The organism is Bacillus sp. MN7755 (assembly GCF_054771475.1).
In genome coordinates, this window is sequence record NZ_BTRL01000008.1 from 387,982 (window position 1) to 408,561 (window position 20,580).

General features: G+C 34.9%; 28 protein-coding genes. 14 read left to right on the plus strand and 14 right to left on the minus strand.

The features are described from left to right. Nucleotides 1-3: 3 nt before the first annotated feature. The 3 genes from ACYVEC_RS09075 (at nt 4) to ACYVEC_RS09085 (ending at nt 2,898) form a co-directional block, all read left to right on the plus strand. The gene (locus tag ACYVEC_RS09075) at nt 4-906 is read left to right on the plus strand and encodes an ABC transporter ATP-binding protein (protein ID WP_063224492.1); all 903 of its coding nucleotides are present in this window, start codon (nt 4-6) and stop codon (nt 904-906) included. Further along, the gene (locus ACYVEC_RS09080; protein WP_275718903.1) at nt 906-1,682 is read left to right on the plus strand and encodes an ABC transporter permease; all 777 of its coding nucleotides are present in this window, start codon (nt 906-908) and stop codon (nt 1,680-1,682) included. The genes ACYVEC_RS09075 and ACYVEC_RS09080 overlap by 1 nt, the downstream gene beginning before the upstream one ends. 202 nt (nt 1,683-1,884) lie before the next feature. Beyond that, the gene (locus tag ACYVEC_RS09085; protein WP_063224490.1) at nt 1,885-2,898 is read left to right on the plus strand and encodes a CPBP family intramembrane glutamic endopeptidase; all 1,014 of its coding nucleotides are present in this window, start codon (nt 1,885-1,887) and stop codon (nt 2,896-2,898) included. Between the two features lie 29 nt (nt 2,899-2,927). Here the strand turns inward: ACYVEC_RS09085 and ACYVEC_RS09090 are convergent, their stop codons facing one another. Both ACYVEC_RS09090 and ACYVEC_RS09095 read right to left on the minus strand, forming a co-directional pair. Further along, a complete protein-coding gene (locus tag ACYVEC_RS09090) occupies nt 2,928-3,110 on the minus strand; it encodes a DUF3913 family protein (protein WP_000707111.1) in 183 nt (60 codons plus the stop codon). 100 nt (nt 3,111-3,210) lie between these two features. Further along, nucleotides 3,211-3,663, minus strand: a complete 453-nt coding sequence (locus ACYVEC_RS09095; protein WP_001175492.1) for an Lrp/AsnC family transcriptional regulator — start codon at nt 3,661-3,663, stop codon at nt 3,211-3,213. A 127-nt stretch (nt 3,664-3,790) separates the two neighbouring features. On the opposite strand from ACYVEC_RS09095, the gene ACYVEC_RS09100 reads away from it, so the two are divergent. The 3 genes from ACYVEC_RS09100 to ACYVEC_RS09110 all read left to right on the plus strand — a co-directional run bounded on the left by ACYVEC_RS09100 (nt 3,791) and on the right by ACYVEC_RS09110 (nt 5,251). After that, nucleotides 3,791-4,243 (plus strand): carboxymuconolactone decarboxylase family protein, encoded by a 453-nt coding sequence (locus ACYVEC_RS09100; protein ID WP_063224489.1) that lies wholly within the window; start codon nt 3,791-3,793, stop codon nt 4,241-4,243. After that, complete coding sequence (locus tag ACYVEC_RS09105; RefSeq protein WP_063224488.1) at nt 4,212-4,766, plus strand: cysteine hydrolase family protein; 555 nt, start codon at nt 4,212-4,214, stop codon at nt 4,764-4,766. Before ACYVEC_RS09100 ends, ACYVEC_RS09105 begins: the two co-directional genes overlap by 32 nt. Nucleotides 4,767-4,852: 86 nt before the next feature. Further along, entirely contained in the window at nt 4,853-5,251 is a 399-nt protein-coding gene (locus ACYVEC_RS09110) for an SseB family protein (RefSeq protein WP_063224487.1), read from the plus strand. A 27-nt stretch (nt 5,252-5,278) separates the two neighbouring features. On the opposite strand, the gene ACYVEC_RS09115 is transcribed toward ACYVEC_RS09110, so the two are convergent. Continuing rightward, nucleotides 5,279-6,199, minus strand: coding sequence for a S66 peptidase family protein (locus tag ACYVEC_RS09115; RefSeq protein ID WP_063224486.1), 921 nt, complete (start codon nt 6,197-6,199; stop codon nt 5,279-5,281). A gap of 115 nt (nt 6,200-6,314) precedes the next feature. Between ACYVEC_RS09115 and ACYVEC_RS09120 the strand changes: the two genes are divergently transcribed. After that, nucleotides 6,315-7,409, plus strand: a complete 1,095-nt coding sequence (locus tag ACYVEC_RS09120; RefSeq protein WP_460506204.1) for an NAD(P)H-dependent flavin oxidoreductase — start codon at nt 6,315-6,317, stop codon at nt 7,407-7,409. 17 nt (nt 7,410-7,426) lie between these two features. Here ACYVEC_RS09120 and dltD read toward each other — a convergent pair whose 3' ends face one another. The 5 genes from dltD to ACYVEC_RS09145 all read right to left on the minus strand — a co-directional run bounded on the left by dltD (nt 7,427) and on the right by ACYVEC_RS09145 (nt 11,743). After that, complete coding sequence (dltD, locus tag ACYVEC_RS09125; protein WP_063224484.1) at nt 7,427-8,602, minus strand: D-alanyl-lipoteichoic acid biosynthesis protein DltD; 1,176 nt, start codon at nt 8,600-8,602, stop codon at nt 7,427-7,429. Then, a complete protein-coding gene (dltC, locus tag ACYVEC_RS09130; protein WP_000807310.1) occupies nt 8,599-8,838 on the minus strand; it encodes a D-alanine--poly(phosphoribitol) ligase subunit DltC in 240 nt (79 codons plus the stop codon). Before dltC ends, dltD begins: the two co-directional genes overlap by 4 nt. Before the next feature lie 68 nt (nt 8,839-8,906). Beyond that, entirely contained in the window at nt 8,907-10,073 is a 1,167-nt protein-coding gene (gene dltB / locus ACYVEC_RS09135; RefSeq protein WP_063224483.1) for a D-alanyl-lipoteichoic acid biosynthesis protein DltB, read from the minus strand. Continuing rightward, nucleotides 10,070-11,584, minus strand: coding sequence for a D-alanine--poly(phosphoribitol) ligase subunit DltA (gene dltA, locus ACYVEC_RS09140; protein ID WP_063224482.1), 1,515 nt, complete (start codon nt 11,582-11,584; stop codon nt 10,070-10,072). The genes dltB and dltA overlap by 4 nt, the downstream gene beginning before the upstream one ends. A 12-nt stretch (nt 11,585-11,596) precedes the next feature. After that, nucleotides 11,597-11,743: a teichoic acid D-Ala incorporation-associated protein DltX gene (locus tag ACYVEC_RS09145; RefSeq protein WP_002011626.1), complete on the minus strand. Its 147-nt coding sequence runs from the start codon at nt 11,741-11,743 to the stop codon at nt 11,597-11,599. A 337-nt stretch (nt 11,744-12,080) separates the two neighbouring features. Here ACYVEC_RS09145 and amaA point away from each other — a divergent pair, with 337 nt between their 5' ends. From amaA to ACYVEC_RS09170, 5 genes are all read left to right on the plus strand, one after another. Beyond that, nucleotides 12,081-13,250: an N-acyl-aliphatic-L-amino acid amidohydrolase gene (amaA, locus tag ACYVEC_RS09150; RefSeq protein WP_063224481.1), complete on the plus strand. Its 1,170-nt coding sequence runs from the start codon at nt 12,081-12,083 to the stop codon at nt 13,248-13,250. A 224-nt stretch (nt 13,251-13,474) separates the two neighbouring features. Next, the gene (locus ACYVEC_RS09155) at nt 13,475-13,651 is read left to right on the plus strand and encodes a hypothetical protein (protein WP_000929009.1); all 177 of its coding nucleotides are present in this window, start codon (nt 13,475-13,477) and stop codon (nt 13,649-13,651) included. Continuing rightward, nucleotides 13,644-14,090: a flavodoxin gene (locus ACYVEC_RS09160; RefSeq protein WP_000041146.1), complete on the plus strand. Its 447-nt coding sequence runs from the start codon at nt 13,644-13,646 to the stop codon at nt 14,088-14,090. Before ACYVEC_RS09155 ends, ACYVEC_RS09160 begins: the two co-directional genes overlap by 8 nt. Before the next feature lie 24 nt (nt 14,091-14,114). Beyond that, nucleotides 14,115-14,888, plus strand: coding sequence for a hypothetical protein (locus tag ACYVEC_RS09165; protein ID WP_063224479.1), 774 nt, complete (start codon nt 14,115-14,117; stop codon nt 14,886-14,888). Nucleotides 14,889-14,984: 96 nt separating this feature from the next. Beyond that, nucleotides 14,985-15,146 carry a hypothetical protein gene (locus tag ACYVEC_RS09170; protein ID WP_000651006.1) on the plus strand — a complete coding sequence of 54 codons (162 nt, stop codon included), beginning with the start codon at nt 14,985-14,987 and terminating at the stop codon, nt 15,144-15,146. Between the two features lie 2 nt (nt 15,147-15,148). Here the strand turns inward: ACYVEC_RS09170 and ACYVEC_RS09175 are convergent, their stop codons facing one another. Next, nucleotides 15,149-16,051: an aminoglycoside phosphotransferase family protein gene (locus ACYVEC_RS09175; protein WP_275718901.1), complete on the minus strand. Its 903-nt coding sequence runs from the start codon at nt 16,049-16,051 to the stop codon at nt 15,149-15,151. Nucleotides 16,052-16,134: 83 nt separating this feature from the next. Between ACYVEC_RS09175 and ACYVEC_RS09180 the strand changes: the two genes are divergently transcribed. Then, on the plus strand, nt 16,135-16,653 hold the full coding sequence (locus tag ACYVEC_RS09180; protein ID WP_063224477.1) for a hypothetical protein: 519 nt from the start codon (nt 16,135-16,137) through the stop codon (nt 16,651-16,653). Between the two features lie 63 nt (nt 16,654-16,716). Here ACYVEC_RS09180 and ACYVEC_RS09185 read toward each other — a convergent pair whose 3' ends face one another. The 3 genes from ACYVEC_RS09185 to ACYVEC_RS09195 all read right to left on the minus strand — a co-directional run bounded on the left by ACYVEC_RS09185 (nt 16,717) and on the right by ACYVEC_RS09195 (nt 18,505). Next, nucleotides 16,717-16,866 (minus strand): hypothetical protein, encoded by a 150-nt coding sequence (locus ACYVEC_RS09185; protein WP_060630088.1) that lies wholly within the window; start codon nt 16,864-16,866, stop codon nt 16,717-16,719. Between the two features lie 18 nt (nt 16,867-16,884). Next, nucleotides 16,885-17,070: a 2-isopropylmalate synthase gene (locus ACYVEC_RS09190; protein ID WP_098555507.1), complete on the minus strand. Its 186-nt coding sequence runs from the start codon at nt 17,068-17,070 to the stop codon at nt 16,885-16,887. Nucleotides 17,071-17,146: 76 nt separating this feature from the next. Further along, nucleotides 17,147-18,505 (minus strand): MATE family efflux transporter, encoded by a 1,359-nt coding sequence (locus ACYVEC_RS09195; protein WP_063224475.1) that lies wholly within the window; start codon nt 18,503-18,505, stop codon nt 17,147-17,149. A 182-nt stretch (nt 18,506-18,687) separates the two neighbouring features. Here ACYVEC_RS09195 and uppP point away from each other — a divergent pair, with 182 nt between their 5' ends. After that, the gene (uppP, locus tag ACYVEC_RS09200; RefSeq protein ID WP_063224474.1) at nt 18,688-19,479 is read left to right on the plus strand and encodes a bacitracin resistance undecaprenyl-diphosphatase; all 792 of its coding nucleotides are present in this window, start codon (nt 18,688-18,690) and stop codon (nt 19,477-19,479) included. Between the two features lie 29 nt (nt 19,480-19,508). Here the strand turns inward: uppP and ACYVEC_RS09205 are convergent, their stop codons facing one another. Together ACYVEC_RS09205 and ACYVEC_RS09210 are read right to left on the minus strand one after the other, a co-directional pair. Beyond that, nucleotides 19,509-20,096, minus strand: coding sequence for a thioredoxin family protein (locus ACYVEC_RS09205; protein WP_142332717.1), 588 nt, complete (start codon nt 20,094-20,096; stop codon nt 19,509-19,511). 33 nt (nt 20,097-20,129) lie between these two features. Further along, nucleotides 20,130-20,561, minus strand: coding sequence for a YrvL family regulatory protein (locus tag ACYVEC_RS09210; RefSeq protein WP_098555508.1), 432 nt, complete (start codon nt 20,559-20,561; stop codon nt 20,130-20,132). Nucleotides 20,562-20,580 lie beyond the last annotated feature (19 nt).

A 20,580-nucleotide genomic window follows, 5' to 3' on the forward strand; every position in this document is an offset into this window, starting at 1 on the left:
GCATTGGGAAACGTAGTAGTAAAGTTAGAGAATGTTCGAAAAAAGATTGGTGGAACGGAAATTATCCGTGGTTTATCATTTGAAGTTCGCGAAGGGGAAGTGTACGGGTTCCTTGGACCGAACGGTAGTGGTAAAACGACGACGATTCGTATGATGACAGGTCTTATATCAATGACAGAGGGCGATATTACAATTTGTGGTCATAGTATTCGCACGGAGCGTGAAAAAGCGCTAGAGCAAATTGGAGCGATTGTAGAAAATCCTGAACTATATGATTATATGACAGGAATGCAAAACTTAAAGCATTTTGCGAACATGGCAATTACACCGATTAGTAAAGAGCGCATTGCTGAAATTGTAAAGCTTGTTGAATTAGAGCATGCGATTCATAAAAAAGTGAAAACATATTCGCTTGGTATGAAACAACGTTTAGGAATTGCACAGGCATTACTGCATCAGCCGAAAATCTTAATTTTAGATGAGCCGACAAATGGATTAGATCCAGCTGGTATTCGCCAAATTCGTGATTATTTACAACGTTTAGCGAAAGAAGAGAATATTGCTGTAATCGTATCAAGTCACTTATTAAGTGAAATTGAACTCATGTGTGATCGCGTCGTTATTATTAAGCAAGGTGAGTTTGTACAAGAGTACAACTTACATGAACAAGCAAAACATGATGAGGCAGTAGTTGTAGCGTTTGAAGTAGATCAAGTTCAGAAAGCAAATGAAATCATTAAAGGTAAGGCGCAAGGAAATGTCATTGTAGTATCTGTAATGAAAGAAGAAATTCCGCAGCTTGTAAAAAAACTTGTGAATGACGATGTGCTTATATACGGAGTTACTGTTCAAAATAAAACGTTAGAAGATGAGTTCTTAGCGATTACTGGGGGAGTGAAAGCGTAATGTTTAAATTAATTCAAAATGAATTTTTAAAGTTGCATGCGAAAAAAGGTATGTATATTTTAATTGGTGTCATTGCAGTGTTGGAGATTTTGGGAGTTTTAGCAATGCTGAAATGGGGAGACGGAACTGAATTTAAAGGATCATATTTAGATTTTGCAAGTTCAGAGATTAGTTTAATTACTTTGTTTGCAACAATTTTTGGAATTACGATCGCTTCTCGTATGATTACTGATGAGTTCCAAAAAGGTACAATTAAGCAGTTATTAATTCGTCCAAGAAAACGAATGACAGTTTTATTCTCTAAATATATTACAGTGTTACTTACTCTAGTATTTATCATATTTGCTAGCACGTTAATTGCAATGATTATTGGATTAATTGTAATGGATGGTAGTAAAACAGAATTAACGATAGGAATCGTAATGAAATCTACTTTATATCAAGTACTTTCACCGTTCTTCTTTGCGACGCTTGCATTTTTCTTAGCGAACGTATTTAGAAAATCTGTATTACCATTAATTATTACGATGTTCCTGTTCTTCTTACAAGGACCAATTAATATGGTATTAATGATGTTTGCAAAAGGTGTAGCGAAGTTTGTGATATTCTTCCATTTGGATTTAAGAGCTTACGACAGCAATAAATTAATTAGTGGCGGAGTAGAACCTACATTTACAGAATTTACGTTCGCAACTTCATTATTAGTTGTAGCTGTATACTTTGTTGTATTACTTGTAGCATCAGGTGCATTATTCCAAAAACGTGACGTATTATAATAAAAGAAATCCCCGCTTGTAAAAACGGGGATTTTTATTACATAACTTTCTCATAGATTGCAACTTAAAGAACAGTGATATGGTATTTTAAGAGATATGTTGTTTGAAAGTATTTGAGAAAAATAGGAAGAATTTCAACTATATTCGAATTATAATTTAGTTATTCGACCATTTATTTTTATTATCTTTGGGGGTGTTCTATATGCACTATGCATTTTCACGTATAAGACTACGTAGCTTTTTTGGATGGATGATTATAGGGGTGTTCCTTACGATGATCCCATTAGGCCTATCAAATGTTTCTGAGAATACGATGGAGGTTATTTCACAAATAACTGTGTTTTTTGTATTTCCGTTATTTTGGTTATACGTAAAAACAAATAAAAATAATGTTGTATTTAACAGTTTTTTTGATAAGCCAGGACGTTTACCGTGGGGATTAATTGTATTAGCAACGATAATGGGAATGATTTTCTCAGTCGGTATATCTCATATTCAATTTTACATATTAGCACATACGTTACCGAATTTCTTAGTTACTATGTTAGAAGATGGAACTGTTATTAATACGAGTAACATATATATGACGATATTTACTTTCATTTCAGCATGTGTATTAGCACCTATTATGGAAGAGGTTATTTTTAGGGGATTCTTTTTACAGCGAATGGCTTATAAATGGGGGATTAAAAAAGCTGTCATTATATCTTCAATTATTTTTGGTCTAGGACATTTTGATGTTATTGGTGCGTTCATGTTTGGTGTTGTGATGTGTCTCTTATACATAAAGACGAAAAATATATGGACGAATATCGCTGTACATGCTCTAAATAATTTGATTGCAACAAGTATGCAATTTGTCGGTGGAGAAGAGAGTAGCGCAATCTCAATTCCTGAATTACAAGCGCAAAGTAATTTATGGATTGGTATCGGTCTTACAGTTGTTGGATTACTTTGGTTAATTCCTTACGTTTGGAAACAATGGCGTACAGTAAAAGAAGTGGGTGTGCCACTGATGCGCTTCATAAATGAGGAAAAAGTAGTGAGTACATCACAAGAAAATGAAGTGTATAGTCAAGTGATCGTAACAGATAGATTGATGGCTGTAGAGCTACCAGATGAGGCTGTAAATAAGCTCCGGTTAGAAGAAAATGATTATGTAACAGTATCTGTAGAAGAAGATAAAATTGTTATAAAGAAAGCACATGATAGATAATTAAAAAGTAGCTCCTAAAGAGCTACTTTTTAATTTGTAATAATTTCTACACGAAAATTATTACCGTTCTTTACATATTTAATATCTGTAACAGTGCGGACTGTTTTTAAAATCTCCACTTTTTCACCAATTCGAGGGATAGTCGGAACATTATCCCAAATGCCAAGCAAACCATCTAATTGTGCCGTTTTTTCATAAAACCAGATTTTCAATGTAAAGCTCCTTTCTCGAACTTTATGTATTTTAATACATGATATATTATTTTTATTCTTATTGTAAGGTGTTTTTATATATTTTATGAATAAAAATGAATTAATCTTCTGGGAAGATATGTTCAATATCAGGAGTAAGAGACACTTCTGATAATACGATATGAGAAACTGTCGTTGCATATGAAGAAACATCATTGATAAAATCTTCAAGTTCAACGAGTGAAGGAACAGAGATTTTTACAATGTAGCATAAGCTTCCTGTTACGCGGTAACAAAAACTTGCGGATGGATAAGATTGGATAAATTGTTGCATACGTGTTGTATCACCATTTTTTAAAGTGATTTCTAAAATACAATCTAAAACAAGTCCTGCTTTTTTATAATCGATATCGATTGTGTATTTTTGAATAACGCCTTCACTTTCGAGTTTACGAACACGTTCTGCAGTAGACGGAGCAGATAAGTTTACTCGTTTCGCCAATTCGCGCATGGAAAGGCGACTATCATTATATAATTCATTTAAAATTTTTCGATCAACACGATCTAATTGCATTTGTAAATATACCTCCAGTAAAATGATGATTTTTGTAAAGGGAAAATATAAATTAAGATTCATATGAAATGTGAAGTGAACTTTATTTATTTTACAATAAAACAGAAGGAAATAGGAGGGGGAAATGATGGAGAGAATTTCATTATCAAATATAGGAGATACAAAATTTCAAAAGTTATTAGGGTATAATCCGGATCTATTACATGCATGGAGTCTGGTAGAGAATACGCTGTATAGTAAAGGAACTCTTTCGGCAGAGTTGAAGGAGCAAGTAAGAAGAACATTAGCGTACGGGAATGAATGTCCGTATTGTATGGCAAAGGGAAGACCTGATGATATGCAAAAGGTAGAAGAAATGAGTGTCGCAGTTGCTTTTGCACATACATTTCTTCATGATAAAAAGGCGATAGATGATAATATGTTTCATGTATTGAAACAATATTGGACAGAAAAAGAAATTGTAGAGCTTTGTGCATATATTTGTTTTATTACTGCGTCGCAACAACTTGGTTTTCTGTTTCAATTACAGCCGAATGAAGGAGAAAATGATGACGAATCAAATAGCACTTATCATAATTGATGTACAAAAGGCGTTTCAATTACCATATTGGGGCGAGAGAAATAATCTTTTTGCTGAAGCAAACATGAAAATTTTGTTAGAAGAATGGAGAAAAAGGAAGCGACCAGTTTTTCATATTCAACATGTAAATAAAGAAAATGCTCAGTCGATGTTTTATGAGAGAGCCGAAACGGTCAATTTTAAAGAAGAGGTGAAACCACTACCAGGTGAAGTGGTTATTCAGAAATTCGTTAACAGCGCGTTCATTGGAACAAATTTAGAAGAGCAATTAAGAGAGAACAAATGTAATGCAGTAGTGGTTGTAGGATTAACGACAAATCACTGTGTGGAGACTACGACACGAATGGCAGGGAATTTAGGATTTACAACATATTTAGTGAGTGATGCGACGGCTACTTTTAACCGTAAAGGTCTAGATGGTAAAGAGTATAGTGCAGAAGATATTCACAATATGACACTTGTAAATTTACATGAAGAGTTTGCTACGATTGTGACGACAAAAGAAGTATTAAAATTATTTTAAGAAAATAATTGCGAATTATGTAGAAAAAAATAAGAATATTTCGTATAATCTAAGTACAATCATTTTGAAAATAGGGGTGGCATCATATGGAGCAAATTCCGGTAAAGAGAATAGAAGAAGTACTTGTTGTAGCAGGGGATGATAAACAAAAGCAAAAGGAATTTTATGAATTGCTCTTATCTACTGAGTTTTATGTTGCTGGCTCACTAGAAGCAGAGGACGGGGCAACAGAAGGGATACTTCGTTTGCGTCATTTCCAAGGAGAGGGTAGATGGATCGTTCCGTTCTTTACACAAATGGAATTTCTAAAAGACGTGCTGCCAGAAGGAACGCCCCTTATTACGATACGCGGGAAAGAATTATTTGGTAGCATTGAGAAAGATGCTACAGCCGTATTAAATGTTGGCACTGATATAAGTAAAACATTTATTCCAGAAGAGATTGCAGATATCGCATCTGGACGAATTTTTAATTATTATAAATAAAAGGAAAAGCTGAATCGCTTTTCCTTTTTAATTTGAACACGGAGTGGCTACGCCAGAAGAAATAGAGAGTATTTTATTATTTGTATTTATTGTCGCTGTAGCTCCAAGAGGAATACCGATGTTTGGGTTTATATGTCCAATCGGTAAACCGAATAGGACAGGTATATGATATGGTGCGAAATATTCATATAGTATGGTTTGCAATGATTGAGATGGTTTAGAAGGAGTGCAGTCGTGACAACTTGTAAAAATAACACCACTACATTCATTAAACTTTCCAGATAATAATAGCTGATTTAACATACGATCAATGCGATACGGTTCTTCTCCAATGTCTTCAAGCAATAAAAGTTTATTGGCTGTATGTACCTCGTAGGGTGAGCCAATTATGCTCGTTAGCACTGCTAAATTCCCTCCAACTAACTGACCCGTAATTGTACGGGAAGAGCTAGGTACGATACATTCTGACGCAGATAAAATGGTGGAATAAGGATGGAATAGTTGATTGAAAGAAGATAAAGAGAGAGAATCTACACCTTTTCCTAATTCTTCAACCATTGGGCCATGAAAAGTAACGAGCTTTGCATAACGTGAAAAGGCAGTATGTAAAGCTGTAATATCGCTATATCCCCAAAAGATTTTTGGATTCCGTTGAATGATTTCATATTGAATGTGAGGGAGGAGACGAGCACTACCGTAACCACCTCGTGCGCAGAAAATGGCCTTTACTTCATTGTTTGTAAATGCTTCATGTATATCATCAAGACGAACTTGATCACTTCCAGCTAAATATCCATATTTCTCATAAACACTCTTCCCGATTACTACAGATAAACCCATTTCTTGTAATACGTTTACACCTTTTAATACATTTTCAATTGTTGGTGGGCCGGACGGTGCAATAACCATTACTGTATCACCTTGTTTTAACGCATTTGGATACATCATTGTTTTCAGCCTCCTTCTCTTTCAATATATTCGCTTCATATGAAGTTCAACCCTTGTAAAAGAAGGGGAAAGTTTGTCAAATAAAGAAGATATAAGGGGAATAGGAGGAGAAATGATGTTTACAAGTCGAGTAATAGATATATTACAAATTAAATATCCCATCATTCAAGCAGGTATGGCAGGTGCGATTACGACGCCAAAACTTGTTGCAGCTGTAAGTAATAGCGGAGGATTAGGAACGCTTGGAGCAGGTTATATGAGCCCTGAACAAATTCGTGAAGCGATTTATAAAATAAGGCAGCTAACAGATAAGCCTTTCGGTGTTAATTTACTGTTAACGAAAGAGATACAGATCGAAGAAGAGAAGATAAACTTAGCAAAGGTATTACTTAGCGGAGTGAATAGAGAATTAAGTATAGAGGGAGAAGAAGCGTTAAAGCTTCCCAAAAGCTATAAAGAACAATTACAAGTGTTATTAGAAGAAAAAGTACCGGTCATTAGCTTTGCATTTCAAACGTTAGAAAAAGAAGAAATAGATGACTTAAAAAGGAGAGGAATAAAAGTCATCGGAACAGCTACTCATGTGACAGAGGCAAAAGTACTTGCTGAATTAGGAGTAGACATTATTGTCGGGCAAGGTAGCGAGGCAGGAGGGCATAGAGGAACGTTTATCGGGAAAGAACAGGATGCTATGATTGGAACGTTTGCATTAATTCCACAGTTAGTAGCAGCAGTTCCGCATATCCCAATTGTTGCAGCAGGTGGTGTAATGAACGGACAAGGGCTTGTTGCGGCATTTACACTGGGAGCAGAAGCTGTTCAAATGGGATCAGCCTTTTTAACGAGTGAAGAAAGTATTACGCATGATGTGTATAAAGCTGCAGTTTTACATAGTACAGATACGAGTACAACTGTGACTCGTGCGTTTTCCGGGAAATATGCACGGGGTATTCGTAATGAATTTATAGAGAAGCATGAAGGGAAAGAAGGAGGGCTTCCGATGTATCCAGTGCAAAATGTATTAACCTCTAAAATACGACAAGAAGCAGCTAAACAAAATAAAGGAGAATACATGTCGCTTTGGGCGGGACAAGCATCATCATTAGCACGAATAGAATCAGCTCAGCATGTAGTGGAGCGAGTTATGAAAGAAGCAGATAACGTAATCGAACAATTACAAAATGTATATAGAAAAAGACCACTTGAATAATTCAAGCGGTCTTTTCATTAGTTTGCTTTATAAAATTGTTGGATGGCTTCATCGATATAAACCCAGCCTTTCCAACCTAAGTGCATATGATCTTTTAAGAAGTATTTATCATACTCATGATTTGAGAAGTCGGCAATTGGATAGCCAGCTTTCTCAATTTGCTCATGAACCTTCTTATAGTACAATTCGCGGCGTTCTTTCGGGAAGCCAGCGTAATCGTACCAAGGACCTTTTACAGGAACAGAAATGAAGAGTGGTTTTGCACCAGATTGTTTTAATAAATCAAGTACAATTTGTAAATCTTCATATTCTGGCGACTGATCATAAGCATCATTTTTTAAGTAGCCTTCACGTTGCTTTAATTTCTTCTTGATTTTGCTGTTGAAGTAATCATCTTCGATACCATATTCGTTCGATCCTGATTCTACTGCACCAGTTTGATCTGCATGTTTACGAGCCTCTTCCCAGTTCATTTGTTTTAATGAAGGGTCAAGTTTTTCTTTATGCGGTTTAATATCAAACATTGCTGTAAATAAATCTTTACGATCTAAAATGTTACGGTAAATATAAGCGAAAGGTTTAGCAGCAAGTGCTTTTACTTTATATTTCGTATCATCGTAGGCGATACCTTCAAGCGAAATTTTTAATAAAGTTTCTTTCTTAACGATTTCAAAGTTTAATAAACGTTTTGCAATTTGCTTTTTCATTTCAGGTTTTAAATCATCGTTGAAAATGAAGTGATAACCTTGTTGTTTTGAAAAGTTAGGTGCAAAGTGCGTTTCATCAATACCTTGTGGTACAAACCATTGCGGAGAAAGAACGAATACCATTTTCTTATCTTTCAATTGATCCATTGTAGATGCGAAGTTTAACACATGTACAAGGTCTTGTGTTCCCCCGCGTCCGAGTAGGAATGGTGTGAATCCTTCAGGCTTTACTTTGAAATAATTTGATGGATGAAAAGCATCCATACGTGCGAATTCCGATGATCCATACATCGGAAGGTATTTCGGGTCTGCTAACATCTTTTGCTGTAAAATCATACTTTGAATCTTTTCTTCTTTTAAAGAAGTCGCAGCTTGTTCTACTTTTTCATCACTTAAAAGTGGAAGTAGGAAGCGAGTTGGGATAAGTAAGAATACAGCAAAAAGGGCCAATGCTAAAAGCATCGGACCAAATTTTGCTTTGTTCATCGGATTTCTTCCAACTTCTTAATAACCATGTTTGGTGTAGCCCACTCGTCACGATCAAAATCAGAAATAGAAACTTCAATATCTAAACGCTCTTGGAATTCAACTAATAAAGATACTACAGCGAAAGAATCAAGAATACCTTCTTCAAATAATTGAACATCTAAGTTTTCTTTCACAATATCGTTTTCACATACTTCTTCTAAAATATCTAATACTTGCTCTTTGAATTCTGCCATTTTTAAAATCTCCTTTATATCCGAAATATATTATATGTGCAACTTCTTAATAGTATAAGAAGGGTGCATTAAAAGTATCTGTTAAGGTGTCCAGAGAAAATTAGGAACCCGAAACATACAACGTGGAATGTAATTACAATCGCAAGGATGTGTGTAAATTTATTGTTTGGCCAAAATTTATGCTTCTTGTTTTTTCGTTCGAAAATATCGAATAGAATAAACAGTGCGGCATGATATAGACCATAAATAATGTATTGATACACATGCTCACCAGTAATATGCCAAATTCCCATGATGAAAAAGTTCAAAAATGCACCGATATACGAAATTGTGTAACGGTTTTTAATTAACTTTTTCTTCGTTGCAAAAAAGACGAAACGCATGTAAATAAAGTCACGGAACCAGAATGATAAACTCATGTGCCAACGGTTCCAGAAGTCTTTAATATTACGACTAATGAACGGTTTATTAAAGTTTTCAGGCGTTTTAATACCCATCATATAACTTACACCAATTACAAATGAGCTATAACCAGCAAAGTCGAAGAATAAATATAAGCTATAGCTATACATGTAAATCATATTGGATAGGATTGTATCTTGCTGAGCAAATGCTGGGTCCATAAAATATTGCTTTATTAAGTAAGCGATAATAAATTTATACAAGAAACCTTGGAAAATGCGGTTTAATCCTGTATATAGTAAATTTTGATATTCTTCAGCGCTAGGTGGCTTTTGAATATCTTTTTGGAATCTACGGTAACGATCGATAGGTCCTGTTGAAATCGCCGGGAAGAATAAAACGAATTCCCAAAAATTAAAGAAGGAAAGTTCCTTAATTAATCCATCGCGAACTTCAAATACCATTTGCACTGCTCTAAATGTTACATAAGACATCCCTAAAAATACAATAAACTTTAGTTCAGGTGCAAACGGTGCGATTTTTGCCAAAATAAGTGGCAAAATTGATAAAATAACAGCTATACAGAATGTGAATGTGCTATTATTTTGTTTTCTTAAAAGTAAATAGCCTTTAATTAGGGCATATTGCCAAATAATAAATGCGGCTAACATAATCGCTTGCTTTGGCTTATCCGAGAAGATAATAGCAAGCATTACTAATGTTAAAACGGCATTATATTTACGCAACATTTTACCTTTAAATCCAGCTATGATAGTAGGTATTAATAAAATGCCCACTATAGCGAAAAAATAAAATGATCCATATGCGGTCATGCTGTAACCTCACTCAATAATTTTTTGCGATCTACCTTTCCATTTGGTGTCATTGGAATAGAAGATTGATACATGAATTTACGTGGAATCATGTAGTTTGGTAATCGCTCATTGAGTTCTTTTTTGATTGCAGATGTTAATTTGAATTCTTTTTCAAATGAATGTTCTCCAGGAACAACAACCGCTAATAAATAATCGTATTTCTCACCTTTTTTAATTGGAACGATAACTGCTCCTTCTACGTAAGAACACGCACGAAGATGATGCTCAATTTCTTCTAATTCCATTCGATAACCATGCAGCTTAATTTGGAAATCAAGACGACCATTATAGAATAGAAGACCATTTTCAACATAGCCAGCATCGCCTGTTTTATAGGCACGCTCACCGTCAATCATAGTAAATGCTTTTTCTGTTAATTCAGGGCTTCCTAAATATCCAACGCTTACGCTTGGACCGACAATTACGATTTCACCTTTTTCACCATCAGGTGCAAGAGTGCCATCTTCTTTCACAATAAGAAGGCGACAGTCTGATTTACAGTAGCCAACTGGAAGTGATTTGTATTGATCAAGCACTTCTTCTGTAACGTGAATACCTGTTACAGCGACAGTAGCTTCTGTTGGACCGTACGTATTCATAATTGTTGCTTTCGGGAAACGCTCAATTAATTTTCTAGCTACTTCATTTGGTAATACTTCACCGCAGAATAAGAATGTTTTCATGTTTGGTAGCATACTCTCAGAGAAAGATGCTTCCATTAAACACATCTCTGCGAAAGATGGTGTTGAAGTCCATACTTGTATATCCGATTGCTCTAAAGAAGCAAACAAGTCTTTTGGACGTGCAATCATATCTTTGTCGATTGCCCAAAGTGTACCACCTGTTACTAATGATGGGTAAATATCCATGACAGATAAATCGAATGAGAAAGGTGCTTGGTTTAAGAATACTTGTCCTGTTTGTAAGTTGAAATCTTCTACAGTCCATTTTGTAAAGCTTACAAGGCAGTTATAAGTAATCTGAACCCCTTTCGGATTACCTGTGCTTCCTGATGTGTAAATAATGTAGAAGTTCTCATCACCTTTTACCGCATGTTCAGGATTTGGAGTGTTCCCTTTATGAGTAAAGAAAATATCTTTTAAGTTGTCTTCACTTACAATGCGAACTGGTAAATCAGTTACAGTTACTGCTGCTGCTGATAAAAGTAATTTCGCACCAGAATTTTCAGCGATACGTTGTACACGATCAGCTGGGATAGATAAATCTACAGGAATATAAGCATGTCCAGCTTTTACACATCCTAAAAAGTTAATAATCATTTCAGGTTGCATATGGCCATACACCATAATTGGTGAACGATCATCTGGATACTCAGAAGAAATCCAATGTGCTAACGCATCAGAATCTTCCTTTAATTGTTTGTACGTAATTTTCGCATCTCGCCAAACAAAAGCAGTTTGATCAGGCGTTTCAATAGCCCACTTTTCAATTTGTTCTAATAACTTCATAACGTTCCCACCCTAAAATTCGTTGTAAATAAATGTACTTGTGTTTGTATCATGGAATCCATACAACCAAAGTAATGCAAATAAAATTGCAAGGTAATAAACCGTCTTTGCAACCCATTGTGTGAGTGGTTGAGACCATATCTCTTTTAATCTTTCCATGTCTGTCCCTCTCTTAATGAAATAATAGCTCTTTGTAGGTATCATGTCCTACATTATTGTGAAAAAAACAAACTTCCACATTTTAGGTAAAAATAAGTCAAAAGGCTCTTTTCTGATATTAGCACTAAATACTAAAAAAGAAAATCCCTAACTTAGCAATTATATTACATTAAGCATGAATTTGTAATGGGTTTGACATGTAAATAGGAAGTAGATTGTGTGAATACATAAAAGTGGACTATAAGAATACGTAAAAATAGAGTATTTGTTTTCATTAATCATTTGAGACAGAGTAAAGTTTACAATTTCTAGCTCTTTTGAAAAGGAGGAAATTATCATGAATAGAGTGTGGAAGAGTCTAATTTCGGAAGAAAATATCGTGAAATGGAGAAGGCATTTTCATAAGTATCCGGAATTATCATTTCATGAAAAAGAAACTTCGCAGTTTATATATGATACATTATGCTCATTTTCTTCTTTTGAAGTAACAAGACCGACGAAGTATAGTGTACTAGCAATTAAAAGAGGAACGGAACAAGGGAAAGTGATTGCGATTCGAGCTGATATAGATGCTTTGCCAATTCAAGAGGAGACAAGTAAATCTTATATGTCTGTGAATAAAGGAATAATGCATGCATGTGGGCATGATGCTCATGCAGCTATTTTGTTAAGTACAGCAGAAGTGCTATCAAATATAAAGGAAGATTTTGCAGGTGAGATTCGTCTATTCTTTCAGCATGCAGAAGAAGTGTATCCCGGCGGGGGACAAGAAATGGTTGAGGCAGGTGTAATGGATGATGTTGATTATGTAATAGGTTTACATGTTATGTCTGGATTGGAGAGCGGGAAGATAGGAATTGCGTATGGGCCGTTGATGGCGGCACCAGACGTATTTACAGTCGAAATTCAAGGGAAAGGAGGGCATGCGGCGAGGCCAGAAGAAACGATAGATCCTATTGCTATCGGAGCACAGATTATTACAAATCTACAACATATCGTATCAAGAAATACAAGTGCTTTCATGCAAAGAGTCGTTTCAGTTACGCAGTTTCATGGGGGAATGGCTGATAATATCATTCCTAGTGCAGCAACTTTAATGGGAACCGTTCGTTCATTTAATCAAGCATTAAGGGTAGAAGCAGAAGAGAAAATTGAGCAAATCGTGAAAGGCATTACAAAAGCACATGGAGGGGAGTATACATATACGTATCGATATGGATATGATCCGGTTATTAACGATGAATATATTACGAAAGTAGTGGAGGAAAGTGCACTACATTTGTTTGGAGATGAGTGTGTTGTGAAGCTTGAACCTTCTATGGGAGGAGAAGATTTTTCAGCATATTTAAGAAAAGCACCGGGTTGTTTCATTAAACTAGGAACCGGTAATGAAAAGATAGATACTTGCTATCCGCATCATCATCCAAAATTTGATGTAGACGAATCAGCTCTAGTTTATGGAGTGGAACTATTTTTAGAGACAGTGATAAGACTACTAAAATCATAGAGAAATAAAAAAAGGCAACTGCGCTCTATCGCAGTTGCTTTTATTTCTTTCCGTCAGAGAGGGCTGAGAAAGAACTATGCTCATTTATAGTATATGAATAGCTAACGGACAAGCTTGTACATTTTAATCATTTTTTTAAAAATAGTTGTTGACATTGATAATCAATGTCAATTAATCTAAATATAGTTGAAATTGATAATTATTATCAATAGGATGGATGCGACATGTTAATGAGAAAAAAATTTCACCTTCTGCGGAGGGGATTAAAAGATAAAAATAAAGATGTTGATCAGCATATGGAATGGCAACGAAATGTAATTCGGTCTGAATATGTAGATGAGAAAAAGAGCATTCAAACAGAAAAAGAGATACAAAGTAAAGGGAGAGGTTCAGTTGAGTAAGTTAGTGATGATTTTTGCAAGTATGAGTGGAAATACAGAGGAAATGGCTGATCATATTGCCGGTGCAATTCGTGAAACAGAGAACGAAATTGAAGTTATTGATATTATGGATTCACCAGAAGCTTCTATATTAGAACAGTATGATGGAATTATTTTAGGAGCATACACTTGGGGAGATGGTGACCTTCCTGATGATTTCTTAGATTTTTATGACGCAATGGATTCTATTGATCTAACTGGGAAAAAAGCGGCAGTATTCGGATCATGTGATTCGGCTTATCCGAAATATGGCGTGGCGGTTGACATTTTAATAGAAAAGCTACAAGAACGCGGGGCAGCAGTTGTGTTAGAAGGACTAAAAGTAGAATTAACGCCAGAAGATGAAGATGTAGAAAAATGTTTACAGTTTGGAGCTGAATTTGTAAAACACCTTTCTTAATGGCAGAAGGGAGATAAAGAGCAAGTGCATGAGAAAATCGCGATCAAAACGATGACAGATTATCATTTGTATGATTTTATGCGTTGTCCGCATAAATTTTATTTTCGTCATATAAAAAGAAGAGAACCTTCTTCGTTTGAATGGCAACAAATCGCACAAATGATTGTGAATCGAATTATTAACGAATATTACACGCTACCTGCGAGCCAACAAACGAAAATTGTACTTTTAATATTAATAGAAAAGTATTGGAAAAAAGTAAGGATTAATATGTTTGCTTCGAAGACGGAGTATTATATTGTGTTAGCAAAGCTAACGGATCACTTATTACAGTTTGTTGAAAGAGATGATAGTCAGACACCGCCGTTATTTTTATATGAAAAATTTCAAACATACATGGAAGAGTTAGGTGTCCACATGTCATTGACTATAGAAGTTGGTGAGTGGAGTACTGAGTCGTTTGTAATTAAAAAGTATGTTGTCGATGCGGATGAGGAAATGCTTGCTCTTTGCCAAAAGTTAATGACAGTATTCAGTTATAAAGCTTTCGGCATTCTTCCAGGAAAAATTGAAGTTATTAATTTAATAGAAGGAACTAAGTATGAGTACATTCCGAAACAGGAAGATATAACAGCTGGAATGGCGGATTTATCTAGAATGAAAGAAATGTTGCAACAACCTGAGCACTACACAGAGCGTCATTTTCGTTCTGAGTGTATGAGTTGTGCATTTCGTAACGAATGCCAAGGAGAAGAAGTAAAGAAAGAAGCGAGGCAGAAGAAAAATATCGTACATTAAAGGATGCAAATTTGCATCCTTTTTTGTTGTTGACATGAAAAGCTTTTCATCATTTACCGTATGTTTGTAGCCGATTAATAAAGGGAGGAATAATCAATGAAAGATGAAATGAAAGTATTTCAATGGTTAAAAGAACAAAATGCTCCTTTTGGGATTCAACTGCAAATTTTACAAGCATTTCAACTGTATAAAGTCATTGTTGAAATGGATAAAAAGTTAATGATGTATGAGGAGAGAGAGTATAGGGAGAGAATGTAATCTCATCCCTGCAATATCGTTTTTAACTGTTCTATACCTGCTATGAATTTAAGTTCATTTTTTGTTTCAAAGTTATAAATCATATTATGTAGTAAAGGGCTGTATTGATAAAAGGTAATGATGCGGTGAATGAGTAATGGATCATGGTGTGAAATAAGCATACTGTATTGTTCATATACTGATGTAGTAAATTCATGTCCGAAATCATAAAATAGCCCTGCAAAATCAAAAGCAGGATCGCCAATTTGTGCGTCACCAAAATCAATAATACCTGAGATAGTTTTATGCTGTTTGCTAAATAAAATGTGATGATGTGTAAAGTCAGCGTGAATGATTGTATTTTGAAATGTGGATGTAGCTAGACGGGCAAAGAAATTCTCGAATAAACGATTTAAGGCTGATTTCTGGAACGAAGTAAGATTGTTAGTAACATACTGATTTAATTTAGTTTGTAGCTCTTTCCAGTAGGCAACTGTTTTTTCAATAGGGAATCCTAACGCTGTAACACTTTTTAGAGGAATACTATGTAGAGCCGCAAGAAAAGTAGCTAATTGTGTAATAATTACTTTCCGTTCTTTTTCATCTAAATTCACAACTATTTCTGTTTTTAACGGTTCACCATGAAGGAGAGTATAGTAACTACAAAGCGGAATAGTATTAGTATCCTGTTTATAGAGTAGGTGATACTTTGGAACCTTAATTTCATGTAGTGAATAAGAGAGAAGTGTGCATAGTTCTTTTTCTAAAGGAATTCGCATCGCATATTCCTTTTTTCGTGGGAAACGAAACAGTAGCTCATCATTTACTATAACCGCTGCATTATCCCATCCTTCTTCATTTTGTTTATATGAATGTATGGAAAGATTAGGCAAAGCTTCTTTTATAAATTGTTTGTAAGAATCCATAATTGTTCCTCGTTTCTGAGTTAAGTTATTCTACTTTATGATATCAGAATTTTCTTTCTATATGTTAAAATATAACTATCATTATGAAGAGGGGCGGGAGTGTTATGAAGAAAAGACTATTAATCACTTCTTTATGTATCGCTTTTGGACTGTTTTGGTCATATAAAGAGGTGGTTTTTGCTAACTATAAACCGATTGATCAGTACGGATTAAATAAGGAATTAAAGAACAAAAGTATAGAAATTTTAAATCATAATGAGATGAAAAAGGTAGGAGAACATTTTGTGACAGAGCAACTAGCAGTGTTTGAGTTTAATAATAAAGAAGATGTGAAACAAAAAGGTGAAGAACTATTTTTAACTAGAGGGTATGAACGATTAATAGAAAATTATTATCCAAATCGTTTTCGGGATTTAGAGTATAAATTTACAGACGAGGACATACGGGAAGTGACGGATGAAAGTTTTTTCTATCAAGCTGCAGCGTACGTGGCGGGTACTGAAAATGGTAAGAGAAGCGAAATGAAATTGAATTATGAAATAAAAATTGTAAAGGTTAATAATATATTTAAGGTGTTAGAACAAAAACAGTATGTACAATAAAGTGAAACATGAATCAGTGCTACAAATAGCGGGATAAAAAATCCCCCAGTTCTTTGAGGGATTCTAAAGGTTTTCATTTTGTTGCCCAAGTTCTTTTTGAGCAATATATAAATTTCCTTGCTCGACTTGTTTCTGAGTAAGAACAGAATCACCTGCATACCCTTTTTCTGTTTTTACAGTTCTTTTTGAACGATTGGACTCTTGTTTTTTCATATAATAGATCACCTTCCATTAAAAATAAACGAAAATGATAAGCACAAGTAATACAGCAGCGAAAATGGTAATACCCATTAAAAAAGAAGTGTTTTTATATTTAGGTGGCTTATGTACATCTTGCCGGTATCCAGGTGAAATTTCAGGGGCGAATTCTTCATCGAATGATTGCTTTTTTTCTTTTTCTTTTTCTTTTTCGTCCATATGTATCCACCTTTCTTTTTCATTATGTTATACGTTACAAGAAAAAATATGCATAACGAAAACAGCCACTATATCATTAGCGGCTGTTTTGCGTTGTATATTTTCTCTGAACTTGAAAGAGACGGATAAGCAGGAAGGTTGCTCCAAATGCTAGACCGATAATAAGACCAATCCAATATCCTTTTGCTGCCCAATCGGTATAGGTTGCTAATATGTAGCCAAGAGGTAGACCGATTACCCAATAGGCGATCAATGTCATAATTAAGGCGACATTTACATCTTTATAACCACGTAGTGCCCCTTGTACAGGAGTTGCAATTGCATCTGAAATTTGAAATAAAATCGCAAATATAAGGAATTCTTTTGCTAAATGATGAACTTGTATATCTGTCGTATAAATCGAAGCAATTTCATCATCAAAGAAGTAAAGAAGAATTGAATACAATAGGGCAAATGCAAGTGCTAAGCCAATCCCGATAAATCCATATTGTTTTGCGTTATTATATCGTTTTGCCCCAACTTCGAATCCAACAGCGATGGTCATTGCCATTGCTAAGCTTAAAGGCGTCATATATAGCAAGGAAGCGAAGTTCATAGCGGCTTGATGGGCTGCGATTGTTGTTGTACTAAAATTGCTCATCATAAGTGTTACCGCAGCAAAAATACTCGTTTCAAAAAAGATAGCAAATCCGATAGGGACGCCAAGTTTTAAGAATTCTTTCCAACTCGAAAGAGAAGGACGATATAATTGTTTAAAGATATTGAAAGATGCGAAAGGCTCTTTCGTCCGAATAATAATAACGGTAATAATTAAAATGCACCAATAGGTTGCTGCAGAAGCAATTGCTGCTCCGACACCACCGAGTTTTGGAAAACCGAAGTTACCGAAAATTAATACATAATTTAATACTACGTTAATGGGTAATGATAGTAATGTAATGATCATCGTTGTACGAGTTTTTCCTAATGCATCAATAAATCCACGTAAAACAGTGTAAGTAAATAAAGGGATAATTCCAATTGCGATAATACTTAAAAATTGTGCCGCAATACGTTCTACAGGTTCGTCTAATCGCATGCCATTTAAAATAGGTGAAACAGTAAAGAAACCGATAAGGATAACGACGAAGCTAGCACAAATTGCTAAATAAACTGCTTGTATGACAACGTGAGGAACATCCTCTTTTTTCTTAGATCCAATGAGTTGTGCAACAATTGGAGTAGTGGCCATCAAAATTCCTGTTAATCCCGTACTAACTGGAATCCATATACTTGTTCCGATAGCAACACCTGCTAAATCAATAGGGCTTGCATGTCCTGACATTGTCGTATCGAAAAAACTCATTGCAAATAATGACATTTGCGTAACGAAAATCGGGAAAAATAGTAATACAAATTGCTTTAATTTTTGTGAGAATGAATTAGTTTCTTTCATAAAATCCCCTTTCCGCTAAAAAAACCAAACTCTTACTATCATACAATTTAATCAAAAAATAGAAAAGAAATACGCGCATACAACATGTAAATTCAATAAAAAAAGGATGCACTTTAAAAGGGGATAAGGTATTATGATAAGGTGTGAAAAATTACATATTCGTTATTAAGGAGGCACTACTTGTGGCTGATTGGTTAATTGGTATAATCATGGGTGCTGTTGAAGGGTTAACAGAGTTTTTACCAGTATCATCAACAGGGCATATGATTTTAACAGGACATTTAATTGGATTTGACGACGATAGAGCGAAAGTTTTCGAAGTTGTTATTCAATTGGGATCGATTTTAGCAGTTGTTGTTATATTTTGGAAGCGTCTATGGTCTTTAGTAGGTATAGGGAAAGTAACAGACGGACCATCGTTAAATTTATTACATATTATTATCGGAATGATTCCAGCCGGCGTACTTGGCGTATTATTCCATAGTGCGATTAAAGAAGTTTTATTTGGGCCAGGCCCAGTTGTTATTAGCTTAGTGGCTGGTGGTATTTTAATGATTGTTGCTGAGAAGTTTTCGAAACCAAGTACAGCAAGAACATTAGATGAAATTACATATAAGCAAGCATTTACAATCGGAATGTTCCAATGTTTAGCGCTTTGGCCAGGATTTTCTCGTTCTGGTTCTACAATAAGTGGTGGTTTATTAGCTCGCGTGTCACATACAGCGGCAGCTGAATATACATTCATTTTAGCAGTACCAATGATGGTAGCTGCAAGTGGATTAGATTTAATTAAAAGCTGGGATATATTAAGTGCAGCTGATATACCGTTATTTGCAACAGGATTTATTACAGCGTTCGTTGTTGCAATGCTTGCAATTGTTTCATTCTTAAAATTATTATCTCGTGTAAAACTAACACCGTTCGCTTACTATCGTTTCATTTTAGCTGCGGTATTCTATTTCTTCATTATGTAATAAAAAAACTGCCGAGTTCGGCAGTTTTTTTATTTTACTACTTTTTCCATCATGCTTTCCATTACATGTTCCCATAGAGAAGTATCATCAGCTAATGTAGCACGGAAATTAGCGTACATTTCTTTTTGTTTCTCTTCGAATGTTGGATCTTCTTTTTCAGGCAATGTAGCGCGCATTGAAGTCACTAACTCTTGTACTTTTGGAGCACGTGGTCCCCAAATGGCTTGTTCGTTTCCATCTTTATCAATGAAAATAAAGATTGGAATCGCACGTGCTGTTCCATTTGTTAAATATTGATCCATTAATTCCAAGTTTTCATCGCGAATTAATAATGACATATCAATATTTGCAACTTCAGAAATTCGTTTCATAACAGGTACGCATAAAAGAGCATCACCACACCAATCAGCTGTTAATACGATAACACGCCAGCCATCATTTTGACGTTCTTCTAATACAGGAAGTAATTCATTTGGAATTAAAAAGTTATTGTAAATATGCAGTAGTTCGTATTGATTTACTTTCATTTCATTCACATATGTATCAAAGGACATGCCTTTATCAGCCCATTGTTGTAAGTTCATAAGTAACACCTCTTTAGTATAATTTGTTTTCATTGTACCAATTTTTATATAGAAAAGCTTGTATTCTTACTCTTTATTGTCGCTTAATAATTTATTTAATAGGAGAAGGAATAGTACGACACATAACTCAGCTATGTTGGACAGTTGTACGCTCTCTATCCAGTCGTCGGCCGTATGTATAACAAACCAATCTAACGTAATTTCAATGATAGAGAGCAGGGCGATTGAGAGCCAATTGGGCATACTTGTTATCATTGGATGTAGGAGCACTTTAAAGAAAATGAATATAAAATGTGTAATACCATCTAATAAAAGAATAAGTAAAAAAAAGAGTAGTAGAGCTGTTCTTGATGAATATTCTATACCTGTAATTTGAAAGAGTCCTACATATACAAAGAATATAAATGCAAAGAATATAATGAGAATAAGAATAACAACACTAATAATAATAGTCTTATCTTTTAGATTAAGATTAGAAAATTTGTCTTCTTCGCTCACTACTCCAACTCCTTTTTCT